The following is a 12,760-nucleotide window of genomic DNA, read 5'->3' as shown; positions in this document are numbered from 1 at the left end:
GACCATCCACGGCGCCGAACAGGCCCTAGCATGGCCACCCATGACCGAGCCGGACTTCCTCACCGCCACCCGCGCCGCCTACGACAGCGCCGCCGCCCTTTACACCGAGCTCGTCGGCGAGTGCTTCCACTCCGATCCGCTCAACTACGGGATGATCCCCGTCTTCGCCGGGCTGGTCCGGGCCTCCGGCGACGGCCTGGTGGCGGACGTGGGGTGCGGCCCGGGCTACATCACCGCGCATCTCCGTTCCCTCGGCGTCACCGCCTTCGGCGTGGACCTGTCACCGGAGATGATCGCAATCGCCCGCGACGCCCATCCGGAGCTCCGCTTCGAGGTGGGGCTGATGAGCGCCCTTGAAGTGGAGGACGCCTCCCTCGCCGGGCTCCTGGCCAACTACTCGATCATCCACACCCCGCCCGAGCGGCTCCCCGGAACGCTCGCCGAGTTCCACCGCGCGCTGGCGCCCGGCGGTCACCTGCTGATCTCCTTCCAGGGCTACGACCACCCCACCGAACTGGCGGAGGCGTTCGACCACAAGGTGTCCCTCGCCTACCGGTATTCGCCCGACCGCGTGGCCGAGCTGCTGCTCAAGGCCGGGCTCACCGAGGTGGCCCGGCTGATCGTCGCTCCCGGAGAGGACCCCCGGCGGGGCTTCCCGCAGGCCCACCTCATCGCCCGCCGTACGGCCTAGCCCTTCAGCTCCCGCGCTCACCAGCGCATGGACGTCTGGCCTGTGTCGATCGAAGTCCTCGCCGGAATTCCTCCGCCTCGGGGGAACCGGCGGGGACGTGTCGCGGCGCATCGAGCCGGCAGGCCGCATCTCGGGCGAGACGCTTCGGGGTATGCGGCGATCTCCCTGACGGCCTCCACGACGCCCACCGGGCAGAGGCCCTCGCGCTGAATGCCGTCATGAGCACAGACTCAAGATCTCTTGAATGCGCTTTCCGCATCTGTCTTCCCAGGATTCCGCCAACAATGTCGCCGATTTCCTTGCCTGTCATTTTCCGCCCCCGTGGCGCCACACTGAAATCTCCTGGGAAGTGACGCCCAGGATTCCACAGGCGATACGGACCCGCAGCCCGGAGGCCAGTGGTGGCCAACTGGGGCGTAATGCCATATTTCTCTGGTGGATGTGAATAATCACATTTATGTAGTGATGAACCAGAAGTAACTTTTTGCCGCTAGCTGGGAGATTTAACCTGACGACGCGATTAGTGTGAGTGATGTTCAGCGCCGCATCGGCGTATCCCGGGACCCGGAACCGACGCCCGTCATCCCCGTCAATCGGGGTTCGGTCCTCACCTCAGGGAGTGATCTCTGATGCTCAAGCGTTTGCTCTTCGCCGTCGCGCTGGCGGCGTCCACGCTCTTCGTCGCCGGCACCGTCACCGGCACCGCGCAGGCCTCCGCGCCAAGCTCCTGCGCGTCGGCCCAGCACCCCACCTCCCCCAATCCCAACCTGTGCAAGTGGAGAGACGACGGCTGCTACTACTGCTACAGCTACAGGGACGCAAGGTGGGACCAGCAGTACTGCAACGGCGGCTCCGATGGCTAGCCGCCTCGGTGACTAGCCCCGATGGACAACGGCAGCCCGGCGGAGCACTGCCTCGCGGGGCTGCCCGCGCGTGGAGGGACGCCTCGCGCAGTTCTGCGGCTTCCGACAGACGGCGCGTTTCGATGACACCGATCACCTCGCGCGCCCTTCAGCGGCTAGGTTCACATATAAAGGAAAAAATACGGGAAGATCAAGCCAGGAAGAATGCATATTCAATCGTGTCCCTGACCCAGGTGGGATAGAGCTTACGCACACCGCACCACCCACCGAGTCCCCTTTGGGACATACACATTGCCATGCACCCGGGAATCTGAACCGATCAGTCGGTTCCTCGGTCTCCGAAGGAGGGATATCCCGGCAGCGGAGCGGCATCCCATCCTCCGGCGACCTTCTGCAGCAGCAGCCGCATCGTCTCCGCGAGTGCTGGGAACTCCTCGATCGTGCTCGCCATCTCCCAGCGATGCCTCAGCAGTTGCCGTCTCGTCGGGACCGGTCGGCGGGTCCGGTGAAGCGGCCCGTCCTCCAGGGTGCGCGGCAGCAGCGCCACCGTCGCGTCCACCGTCCAGACCGCGGTTGCCCGCCGCATCCCGGCCTGCCATACCGTGTCCTCGGCCAGCACGGGATAGGCCGCCACGATCTCCGCGCGGAAGGCCTGCTCGATCTCCTCCGCCAGCCCGGGCGGCAGTCTGAAGACGCACCAGCAGGTGGAGAACGGCATACGGCAGTATGCGGCCGTCAGGAAGACCGATTGGAAGCAAGCGGCCTCGAAGTCGATCAACCGCAGGCCCTCCGGGGTGAGCAGGTTGTTGTCGGGGCAGGTGTCTCCAGGAGTGAACGCCGGATATTCCTTCCCGATCGCCGTCCCGATCTCAGCCAGCTCCCCCGCCAGTTCTCGCGGCACGGCGATTCCGGTCCCGGTGAGCAGCGCGAGTAGGTCGGCGGCGTTCTGCTCGATCCACGGCTCGTCCTCCCACGACGCCATGCCCTTGTCGTATCGGATGCGCAGCTGCGCGAGATCGGCGCGCCTGCGCACCGACTCCGCAGCCAGTCGTCCGAGCCCGCGGGCCCAGGTCAGCAAGCCCTCTGCGGCGGCTTTGGGATCGTCCCCGAGCAGCACGTCCGCCAACGTCGGCGCGCTCCCGAGATCCACCATCACCAGCAGCGGTACCGCGGCGTCCACGCCCAGTAGCGCAGGACCGGCCAGTTGCAACGAGAGCCCGGCCGCCTCAGACGTAAAGGAGCGCAGTCCCTCCGGCTCGTTGGAGAACGACTTGACGATCACGCTGCCGCCGGCGGCCGTCCGGCAGCGCAGCACGGTGCTGCGGGTGCTACCCCCCAGATCGACCGGATCGAATAGCTCGGTATCCAGCAGGGTGCCTGCAGCACGCAAGATCAAATCCACCTCGGCATCCTGCCACTGCCGGCCAGGACGTCGCACTCGCTTATCCGACTCACCGGTTCCGGTTGAAACGATCGGTTTCACTTCCGCGAGAAGTGCCGGCTACTTCTCTGGAGTCTTCCTGGCCTTCTCTGGGGTCTTCCCGGCCGGGGTGCCTCCTCATCAGCGACGCTGACGGAGCTGCCGAGGTTGAGCACGGTATAGATCTCGCCGGCCTCGCGGAGCCGCTCCAGACGAGGGCAGCGGCCCGCCCCGTCATCCGACGGCAAGGGAACCCGTACCGCAGGGCCGCCAGGCCCGAGCACCGCAAGCGGCGCGGACGGCCAGGCGGCCGAGCACCTTGCCGGCCGGATCACCACGACCCCGCTGCCCCCCCGAGACCGTGCGGTCCCTGCCCGACGGGGTCGGCGGGGTCCACGGCCGATCGGCGGGGCGACCGGTTGCGGACGGGACTCCGCCGTCCAGTTAATTGCACATAATGCAATTCTTGCGTACTGTGCAGATCGTGGGTGCGGTGGAAGAGCGTCGCAGACGCAACAGGGCACGGAAGCGACGGCTCATCGGAGACGCGGCGGTGAGCCTGGCCCTGGAGAGGGGGCTGGAGAGCCTGACCGTCGAGGGGATCGCCGAGGCGGCCGACATCTCCACCCGGACCTTCTTCAACTACTTCTCCACCAAGGAAGAGGCCCTGACGGTCGGGCCCTCCTCGTCGGCGGAGGAACTGGCGGCACTGGTGACCGCGCGTCCCGCGGACGAGCCGGTGGTCCGGTCCATGCGATTCCTGGCCAAGGAGATCGCCGAATCCTTCGTGCCCAGCCGCGAGCAGGTCGCGCTGTGGCGCCGTAACCCCGAACTGCTCGCCCGGGCGCGCAGACCCGCCGATCAAGAGCAGATCTTCGTGACCCTCATGCGGACCGTGGCCGATCGGATGGAGGCCGACCTGCCGCGTGAGGTCTACCCCAGCGTGCTGGTCGTCACGACGTTCTCCATCATCGAGTGGGCCGTGCGGGCCTCCTGGCAGGACGACGTCGGCAAGTCTCTCGACGATCTGATCGACGAGGCCTTCGACCTGATCGAGCGCGGCCTGTAAACCCCGCCTCGCGGGAATCGGAAGATCCATAGAACACGCCCGGAGAGGCCACAGGAGGGCCGGTAGGGCGTCAATCCACGTCAGCGAAACGCCGCACCCGCCGGCCAGGGCACCGCCCTGGCCGCGGCCGGTGCCGTGGGTGCCGTCGCGCGCCCGCCCGGCGTGGATTCCGCGCTGCCCGCATTCGGGTCCGGCGGCGAGCCGGACCATCAAATGATCAGGAGTGGGTGATCGTCGTGCACGGTCTGGGCGTGATGGGGATCTTCACCGCCGGGAACGCGGGAGTGCTGGTGCTCGGATCCGCCACCCGGGGCGCCCCCGGGTGGCGGGTGCCCGCTGTGCTCGGCATCCTCGCGGGCGCTTTCGGTCTGGTCATGGCGATCCTGTTCCTGTTCAACCAGTTTCTCGGGCTCGGACTCGGCACGATGGAGCGTCTGGCGATCTACCCCCTGATCGTCTGGGCGGCGACGGCGGGCGTGGCCATGATCGCCGGACGGCGACGGTGAACGGGCGCGCGCCCGACCACCTCACCGCCGTCACCTCCACCTGGGAAAGATCCCCCATGACAAGCATGCAAGCGCGGCTGACCACCGTCATGGTCAGGCTGATGGGCGTCAAACGGCGCATGTACGGCAGCGCGGAGAAGGTACACAAGAGCATCGCCGCCGATCGCAGGAGAGGCCCCGCCGTACCCGGCTTCAAGGATCGGCTCTCCGTCGAGGAGCAGCACGTGGCCGGTCACCGCGTCTACACGGTGCGCCCGAAGTCCGGGCACACCAACCGTCACCTGTTGTACCTGCACGGCGGTGGCTGGTCCTTGTCGATCACCTCGCTGCACTGGGATTTCATCGGCACGCTGGCCGAACGGCTGGGCTGCTCGATCACCGTCCCCCTGTACCCGCCGGCCCCCGAGCACACCGCCCGCGACGTGTGGGCCATGCTCCTGCCTCTCTACCGGGACCTCGTCGAGCGGTTCTCCCCGGAGGTCCTGACCGTGATGGGCGACTCCGCCGGGGGCAACCTCTCCCTGTCCCTGATCATGCAGGCCAGGCAGGCCGGTCTGCCGCAACCAGCACACCTGGTGCTGGTGTCGCCGTGCGTCGACATCTCCTGCAGCGACCCGGCCATGGTGGCGCTGGAGCGGGTCGACCCGATTCTCGCCCCCGAGGGCGTGCGCGAGGCCGGCCGCCTGTACGCGGGAGGCCTGGACCCGCGTGATCCGGTGGTCAGCCCCCTGTACGGCTCGCTCCGCGGGCTGGCCCCCATCACCGTGTTCACGGGCACCCTCGACATCCTCAACGCCGACGCCCACCGGCTCAGGGACAGGGCCCGGCAGGAGGGCGTGTCCCTGGACTGGTTCGAGTACCCCGGCGTGATGCACGTCTGGCCCCTGTACTCCCTGCCCGAGTCCAGACGGGCGGTCGACGAGATCGTCGCGACCGTCGAGAAGTCCCCCGCGAGTGACCGTGACTGACCGCCGTCTACCACCCTTGATGACCCGCTAATGGCCCGGCGACCCGGGAAGATCCTGCGAGGCTGTCGTCCGCCACCGACGCGCGAGGAATCGACCGCCCGACCGCAACCCACGGAAGAGAAGCCGGACCGACCCGAAGAGAAATGCGATCTCGAACAACAGGGAGCACATGAGCAGGACTTCGCTGAGCGACTCCCGGTCGCTCTCGTGTGCCCATCCGACGAGTACGGACGAGGCGACCACGCCCAACAAGTATCCGAGCATCGCCAAAGCCTCGTTGTACCCGGTGCGCATGAGTTGATCTTAGGCCGACCCCAACGCCTTCAGGGCTCTACAGATCCGTCCGAGGGCTACACAGCGAGCGGCTCCGCCAGAGGCCCGACGGCCGGCATCCATGAGCCTCTTCCTTATCAGGACTGTCCCGGCCATGCTCCAGGGCTCGGAACCCGGCCCTGACCAGTGTTGGACGGGTGTGGACGTGAGCCAGCGTGTGCCTGTGTTGCAGTACCCGTTGCAGTACTTTGACATCGCGGGCAGATTGAGCCACATGATCGAGATCGACGGCCCTTTCTACCGGGTCAGCGAACCGGGCTTCACCTCGATGAGCGATGCCGTACGAGACATGATCGCGACCGGAGAGATCGACAGCGCCTGTGGTGTGCTTCCGGCTGATGACGAGGAACAGACCGCGGATTAGAAGCGGAAGGCGCTTCCCGTCCTTCACGATGCCCTGACCTGGCGCTTCGGGTGCTGCCGCATCCTCTGGGACTGGCCGTTCCGCGCATGCTCCGGACCTTGGAATCCGGCTCTTCTGCCAGGCTTTCGGTAAGCCTCGGCATCTCCATTACGCCGTCAGGACGAACGGTGATCAGCCACGCTATCCGGTGGTCCAGGGCTGAGGAACGGAGCCCTGGACCGTCGATCGCCCCAACCCTGTACGGAGATCAGGCGCCGCGGCTTCGGTCCGACTTCCGAGCGGACATCGGTCAGTCGGGCACCGGCGAAGACCGGGCGACAGCCGCCAACTGAGACCGCGAGGTGATACCAAGCTTGGGGAAAGCCTTGTAGAGGTGATAGCCGACGGTCCGCGGGCTGAGGAAAAGCTGAGCGGCGATGTCGCGGTTGGAGGTGCCGTTGGCCGCCAGCCGTACGATCTGGCGTTCCCTGGGGGTGAGTACGCTGAGCGGGTCGTCGGCCTTGCGCGGCGCCGCCGGCACGTCTCCGGTCGCGCGCAACTCCGCCCGGGCGCGCTCGGCCCACAGCTCCGCGCCGAGCCGGTCGAAGATCTCCAGCGCACCCCGTAACTGTGCGCGGGCGTCCGCTCGCCGCCGTGCCCGTCGCAGCCACTCGCCATAGGCGAGCTGCGTCCTCGCCTGTTCGTACGGCTGATCGCCTGCCTCATGGCAGCGCACGGCATGCGCGAAGTGCGCCTCGTCCTTCTCGACGAGGGCACGGCAGCGCAGGGCGATCGCGTCCGACGACGGCTGACGGACGTGCCGCGCCCACTCCAGGTATCTGGCAAGCGGCTCCTTCGCCCGCTCGGGCCGGCCGCCACGGATGGCGGCCTCGACCTGGTCGGCGGCGGAGAGGACGGTGAGGCCCGTCGACGGGATGGCCTCGAACTGCTGGAGGGCGGCGTCCGGACGGCCCAGGCCGAGTTCGAGTCGGCCGAGTGCCCAGCGCCCGATGGCCGCCGCGAGGGCCAGTCCCTGGCCGTCGGCTCTCGCGATGCCTTCCTCGGCGTTGGCGCGACACTGCTCCACATCCCCTTGGTGAGCGAGCACCCAGGCGAGAGAGCACATGAGATGACTGACCTGATGCTCGTGCCCCAGTTCCGCCGCCAGCCGCAGCCCTGCGTTCAGGGTTGCCCTGGCCTCGCCGTACCGGCAGAGCCACCCCTGCGCGAGACCATGATCCTGGAATGCGACGGCGAGCCAACCGATCATTCCGCTTTTCCGGCACTCCGCCACGACCCGTCCGGCGATCTCCTCGTAGCGGGCGGCGCGGCCCAGCGGGAAGCACAGGGAGGCGGTGAAGGTCAGCCCAGGCACTCCCAGCTCGGCAAGCGCATGTCCGTCGACCGCCTCGCCCATGAGCTCGGTCCCACCTCCGATGTCACCGCTCAGCATGCGGGTCAGCCCAAGCGCCCCGCGGACCAGCGGCGAGTCGATCTCCGGGAGCACGCGGAGGCCGGCGGCCGCCTCCTCGGCCAGCCCCGCATCACCGGCGGACCAGGCGCAGCGGATGGCTTCCACCAGCAGCCAGGTGGCCCGCTCGGAGGAACGGGCCATCACCCGAGGAACACCGTCCATGACGATCCGGCCCGCCGCGAGCGGTGTGCCCTGCTCGAATTCGCGATGGGCACGTACCTGGATCAGCGCGCTGATCACGAGGGGGTCATCCACGTCAGGCGTGGCGCTGTCAGCGAGCGCGGCCGCACGCCCCATCAGCCCGGCATCGCTTGCTGCCAACGCGGCAGCGGCCAGCCGTCCCGATCGCCGTACCGGATCGGCGGTGAGCTCGGCAGCACGCTCGTAGGCGGCCGCGGTCGCGGCGTAGCCACCGCGAGTACGCGCCCGTTCCGCCACCTCCTCCAACTCTCGCGCGACTCCCTCGTCAGTGCCGAGCACGGCGGAGGCCAGGTGCCACGCCCGCCGGTCGGCCGCATCCACGGCGACCGAGTCGGTCAGGGCGTCGGCGAGGGCTCGATGTACGGCAAGGCGCCGGGTGACCGGCGCGCTCTGGTAGGCGGCGGCCCTGATGAGGGGATGACGGAAACCGATGGTCGTCCCCCTGATCTCCATCAGGCGGTTCCGCTCGGCTGATTCGAGGCCCTGGAGGGAGGCACCCGCACCCACCACGGTCTCAAGCTCACCGGACCCGTCCGCCGCCGCGATCAGCAGCGCGGTGCGCGCCGCCTCGGGAAGCGCGGCTATCTGGTTCCGGAACATCTCCTGAACTCGATCGGCGACGGGCATGGCACCCACCGGCGACAATCGCCCGGCGCGCTGTTCGGCGGTGAGCGCGGCGGGCAGTTCGATGAGCGCCAGGGGGTTGCCGTCCGCTTCCTCGATGAGGCGTTCCCGCACCTGTGGCAGAAGGACATCCGGAAGCAGGGCAGCGGCGGCGGCATCGTCCAACCCACCCAGCCGGAGCTCGGACAGCCCTGCGGCGGGGAAACCCTCTCGAGCGGCGAAGATCATAGCGACGCCTTCAGCGTCGAGGCGGCGGGCGGCGAACAACAGCGCGTCGATGGACGCCTGGTCGAACCACTGTGCGTCATCGATGAGACAGAGCAGCGCGCCATCCCCTGCGATCTCGGAGAGAAGACTCAGCGTGGCCAACCCGACCAGGAACCGGTTCTCCGGCGCGACGTCACCCAGGCCCAAAGCCCCGCTGAGTGCGGTGGCCTGCGCGTCCGGCAGTGTGCGGATCCGGCCCAGCCCGGTGCGGAGAAGGGAATGAAGCGCGGCGAAGGGCAACTCGGCCTCGGACTCGATGCCGACACCGCGCAGCACTCGCATGTCTTCCGCCCGCGCGGCGGCATGGTGCAGGAGCGCCGACTTACCGATGCCCGCCTGGCCGCGGATGACAAGAGTCCCGCTCTGGCCGGCCCTGGCCTCCGCCAGGAGCCGTTCGATGTCCGCTTGTTCCCTTGATCGCCCGTACAGCACGTTCAGGAACCTACCGTCACGATGACTGATTCGGGGTTGTGCAGACCTGCGTAGCTTCGTGATCACACGCACGTCAGCACTGCGAAGGGAACTCCCAGATGGCCACCGTCGCCAGCACCGTCAAGACCGTCACCGACGCCAAGCTGCTCCGCTTCGCCCTCAAGCAGGATGCGATGGGCTCGGGCGCCAACGGAGTCGTCTACGTCGTCGTTGCGGCGATCTTCGGCGAGCTGTTCGGCCTCCCCGCCGCCTTCCTCTACCCCATTGGTGCGTTCCTGGTCGCCTGGGCAGCCGCTCTGCTCCTCCTCGCCTCCCGGGCGACGATGAGCAAGGCCGCCGTGGGCATCGTGATGGCTGTCAACGTCGCCTGGGTCGTCGCGAGCGCGGAACTGCTCATCGCCGGTTGGTTCCCGCTGACCAACCTGGGCATCGCGCTCGTGATCGTCCAGGCCGTAGTGGTCGCCGGCTTCACCGGCCTGCTGTTCGCCGGTCTCCGCAAGTCCGCGTGAACTCGCCACAGCCCATCGGTGCCCGTCCCTGGCCAGGAGGAACGGGCACCGGAACACGCGTTGACGATGCAGGAGGCCGTAGACCAGGCACCGGCCTACCGGCCTGGGACCGTAGCAGCCAGCGGCTCGGCACGGCACGGCACGGCAGCGTCATGGAACGGCCTGCGCTGCCGACGGTCGAGCCGCCCTCCCATCCCGATGCCGGGACGCCGGGCGGGCACGGTCTCGCGGCGGCGCAGAGCACCGCCGCTTCACCGGAGGCCGTCACCCGCGTGCCAGGAAAACGAGCAAATGCGCGCACAGTACGCGGGTGAGCAGTCGTAGGCTTCAACCCGGCCGATGAGGTGAGGCGGGCGGCGTGCGGGCGCGGTTGCGGAAGCTGTATGCGGGCGGGCGAGAGTTCGTATGGACGGGCCAGATCCACCACGTGTCCGGTGAGCATGACTGTCACAGGTGTATCCGCCTGCGGGTTTGGGGTGCCGGGAAGAACAGCCGTGTGCTCCAGGCGGATCTGTTGTCAAAGGCGGTCTTGCCGTGGGGCTGTGCGACTGATTCCACCTATCCGACCCCCAAGGACGTGCGGAGGGTCATCGACCACGCCTTGACACATGGCTGGGATCCTGACCTCGCCGGCGGGGCCTTCTTCCTGAGCGAGAACGAGCACGCTTCTGAGTTCGAGCTGGCTGACTTCCTCCTCACCGATCGCCTTCGGGACGATGGGGCACCAGACCCAACCGTGCGAGTGTTCCGGGCCTTCGACGAACACGGGACCGCCGAGGTCGGATCGTTGGTTGAGCCCTCGTCTCCAGCACGCGCGCCGCGATGATCTACCGCACTCCTGACATCCTGCCTGCAAACGGGAGCCGTCACGCCGTATAGGGCTCCCGGCCCTGGTCACGCGGCGGACACTGTCCGGTGATGTGTGATCGCGGCGGACTCAGGGCGATTCACGACAGCTCATATGAGAGAGCTACGTTCTACCGCATGGGTCTTGGCATATCTGTGGGAATCGAGTCGTGGGCGAGCGACGAAGAAGGCATCACGCACTACCGCGCGGAGATGGAGAGGCTGAGCACGGCCCTGATGCAGGAAGGGGTGACATGGCGTCAGCCGGAGGAACCGGTCCGGCACGGGCCGGAGAGCACGCCGCCGTTCATGCGCAGCCATGCGGCTTCGTTCCCCTACGGGTACCTGCACTATCTGCGTAGAGTTTTCGCCCTCATGAGAAGAGAGGAGCCGGTGACACCGATCTCCGGCCAGGAAGAACTCTCCCGGGACCACTACAAGGTCGAAGACGAGATCTTCAAGCTCTACTCACACCTGCTCTGCCACTCCGACTGCGACGGCTACTACGTTCCGGTCGACTTCCACGACCCGCTCTTCCTGTCCGATGACGCGGGGATCGCCGGAGGCGGGATGGTCGGGTCAAGTCACCGTCTTCTGGCGGAGTTGCGCGAGTGCGCTCCGGTGATCGGCATCCAGATCGAGGAGGACGGGTCCCTGTCGGACACCGAAGCCTCCCGGGTGTTCGCGCTGCCGGAGAGCGCACCGTTCGAGATCGAATCTGTGGTGTGGCTCACCCTGCATGAGGCGTGCCGGGCCAGCATCGCGACCGGCTGCGCGGTCATTTTCCACTGAGTGAGCCCAGGAGATTCGAATGCTGACCGCCCTTAATGGCACGCTGATGGCACGACGATCACGCTCGCCAGTTGCCGGCAGGTGACCAGGCGCGGCTCGTCCCAGGAGAGCGACACATCTGACACGCTGAGGCCCCCGGCTCCCGACCACGGGATCCGCGGAAGGGCACAGGTGCAGAGTACGCCCCAGGATCAGGTTGCTGGCTGGAGCTGGACGAGGATCATCCAGTTGTCCTCGTCCTTCGTATAGGTGGCTCGGACCCTGTACTGTCCAGGCCCAAGATCAATAATGAGGCGCTCGTCAGGCTGCAGCTCAGCACCGGGGATTGTGGAGTCGAAGAGCACGATTGACTCCCGCACCTCCCAGTTCAGGTCTTCGTCATCGTCCCAAGCTGGCTCCGCTGCGAGGGCCAGCTTGGCCGCCTCGACCAGCTCGGCTTCGGAGTTTGCTGCGGCCCATCGCAGGAAGAGGCGTTCGGCAGGCAGGTAGGTCGTCATGGCCGGTTCGTCGCCGAGAACGAGGGCCTGCTGCGCGCCAACGGTAACAAGGCCGATGTAGCCCTCAACGGCACAGGCGCGGCCGTAGTCGCCCCAGGTCTCCACAGGACCGCTGTTGTCGTCCACACCCGCCCAGCTGTTGAGCTCGGACTTGGGGACGGCGATAAGTGGCCCTCCTGCGGTGCTGACCCATGTATGCAGCACTGCTGGCCTCGCTTTCAATGCATGACCGTTATCGGGTGGTCAGAGTACGGGCATCGGCCAAATCCTCGGAAGGCGGCGCAGACGATCGGATGTCTATTTATGACCGAGGCAGTGCCGACATACCTGGGCCAAGCGACCCGAGGAGACCGCTACCCGGTGAGCCGGTGTTGAGGAACAAAGTGCCGGATCGTCGATTGCCCCCGACCACGAGCGGAGAGCAGCCATAACGAGGCGATCGTAGGGCTGTATATGTGCGGCGGCGCGGCGCTGACGTCGGTGAATTCGCTCGGTACGGCGCGCGAGGGCCGGCGTGGCGGCCCGGCGCTGCTGCCGCCCGGGACCGGCCCCCAGCCCGCACGCCCGGGCGGCGGGCAAGCGACGGGCCGCTGTACGGCGGCCCGGGGCGCCGCCGCTTGATCTCTATGAGCACAATTCGGCAGCACTTCAACCCCGAAGACGTTCACAGAGGCTCGTGTTACGGGACCATTTGCTCTTCAGTCAACCCGGGAAGGGGCGCGACCAGCACCGGCACCTACCCCGACCTGGGCAAACGGTCTACGATGGCCCATCACTGCCCGGTCCTGTCGGCGGCCGTTGTCACTCAGATGGCCACCCAGTACGGCGACGCCTGCGATCAGGCGGAACCCAGCGCGGAATGATCGGCCGGTCCACGAGGAGATCCACCCTTCCAAACCGGTACAGCCACTCTCGTCCTACATGG

Annotated in this window: 12 protein-coding genes; 8 read left to right on the top strand and 4 right to left on the bottom strand. The window is 67.5% G+C overall.

Annotated elements, in window-relative coordinates; genetic code table 11:
* Nucleotides 1-40: 40 nt before the first annotated feature.
* Both J2S55_RS17055 and J2S55_RS17050 read left to right on the top strand, forming a co-directional pair.
* Nucleotides 41-691 (top strand): class I SAM-dependent DNA methyltransferase, encoded by a 651-nt coding sequence (locus J2S55_RS17055; RefSeq protein ID WP_306861727.1) that lies wholly within the window; start codon nt 41-43, stop codon nt 689-691.
* A gap of 629 nt (nt 692-1,320) precedes the next feature.
* On the top strand, nt 1,321-1,554 hold the full coding sequence (locus J2S55_RS17050) for a hypothetical protein (RefSeq protein WP_306861725.1): 234 nt from the start codon (nt 1,321-1,323) through the stop codon (nt 1,552-1,554).
* 319 nt (nt 1,555-1,873) lie between these two features.
* On the opposite strand, the gene J2S55_RS17045 is transcribed toward J2S55_RS17050, so the two are convergent.
* Complete coding sequence (locus J2S55_RS17045; RefSeq protein ID WP_306861723.1) at nt 1,874-3,037, bottom strand: hypothetical protein; 1,164 nt, start codon at nt 3,035-3,037, stop codon at nt 1,874-1,876.
* Nucleotides 3,038-3,449: 412 nt separating this feature from the next.
* Between J2S55_RS17045 and J2S55_RS17040 the strand changes: the two genes are divergently transcribed.
* The 3 genes from J2S55_RS17040 to J2S55_RS17030 all read left to right on the top strand — a co-directional run bounded on the left by J2S55_RS17040 (nt 3,450) and on the right by J2S55_RS17030 (nt 5,517).
* The gene (locus J2S55_RS17040) at nt 3,450-4,043 is read left to right on the top strand and encodes a TetR/AcrR family transcriptional regulator (RefSeq protein WP_306875453.1); all 594 of its coding nucleotides are present in this window, start codon (nt 3,450-3,452) and stop codon (nt 4,041-4,043) included.
* Nucleotides 4,044-4,270: 227 nt separating this feature from the next.
* Nucleotides 4,271-4,549 (top strand): hypothetical protein, encoded by a 279-nt coding sequence (locus J2S55_RS17035; protein ID WP_306861721.1) that lies wholly within the window; start codon nt 4,271-4,273, stop codon nt 4,547-4,549.
* 56 nt (nt 4,550-4,605) lie between these two features.
* Nucleotides 4,606-5,517, top strand: coding sequence for an alpha/beta hydrolase (locus J2S55_RS17030; RefSeq protein WP_306861719.1), 912 nt, complete (start codon nt 4,606-4,608; stop codon nt 5,515-5,517).
* 27 nt (nt 5,518-5,544) lie between these two features.
* Here J2S55_RS17030 and J2S55_RS17025 read toward each other — a convergent pair whose 3' ends face one another.
* Nucleotides 5,545-5,811 carry a hypothetical protein gene (locus tag J2S55_RS17025; RefSeq protein WP_306861717.1) on the bottom strand — a complete coding sequence of 89 codons (267 nt, stop codon included), beginning with the start codon at nt 5,809-5,811 and terminating at the stop codon, nt 5,545-5,547.
* Nucleotides 5,812-6,064: 253 nt separating this feature from the next.
* Between J2S55_RS17025 and J2S55_RS17020 the strand changes: the two genes are divergently transcribed.
* Nucleotides 6,065-6,214, top strand: coding sequence for a hypothetical protein (locus J2S55_RS17020; RefSeq protein ID WP_306861716.1), 150 nt, complete (start codon nt 6,065-6,067; stop codon nt 6,212-6,214).
* 289 nt (nt 6,215-6,503) lie between these two features.
* Here the strand turns inward: J2S55_RS17020 and J2S55_RS17015 are convergent, their stop codons facing one another.
* Nucleotides 6,504-9,191: a helix-turn-helix transcriptional regulator gene (locus tag J2S55_RS17015; protein WP_306861714.1), complete on the bottom strand. Its 2,688-nt coding sequence runs from the start codon at nt 9,189-9,191 to the stop codon at nt 6,504-6,506.
* 98 nt (nt 9,192-9,289) lie between these two features.
* Between J2S55_RS17015 and J2S55_RS17010 the strand changes: the two genes are divergently transcribed.
* Both J2S55_RS17010 and J2S55_RS17005 read left to right on the top strand, forming a co-directional pair.
* On the top strand, nt 9,290-9,700 hold the full coding sequence (locus J2S55_RS17010; RefSeq protein WP_306861712.1) for a hypothetical protein: 411 nt from the start codon (nt 9,290-9,292) through the stop codon (nt 9,698-9,700).
* A 984-nt stretch (nt 9,701-10,684) separates the two neighbouring features.
* Nucleotides 10,685-11,338, top strand: coding sequence for a putative DNA-mimic protein (locus tag J2S55_RS17005; protein WP_306861710.1), 654 nt, complete (start codon nt 10,685-10,687; stop codon nt 11,336-11,338).
* A gap of 191 nt (nt 11,339-11,529) precedes the next feature.
* Here the strand turns inward: J2S55_RS17005 and J2S55_RS17000 are convergent, their stop codons facing one another.
* On the bottom strand, nt 11,530-12,039 hold the full coding sequence (locus tag J2S55_RS17000; RefSeq protein ID WP_306861708.1) for an Imm21 family immunity protein: 510 nt from the start codon (nt 12,037-12,039) through the stop codon (nt 11,530-11,532).
* Nucleotides 12,040-12,760: the final 721 nt, after the last annotated feature.

It is taken from the genome of Streptosporangium brasiliense, from assembly GCF_030811595.1.
Lineage (GTDB): Bacteria > Actinomycetota > Actinomycetes > Streptosporangiales > Streptosporangiaceae > Streptosporangium > Streptosporangium brasiliense.
This window is presented reverse-complemented; position numbering and strand designations above follow the sequence as displayed.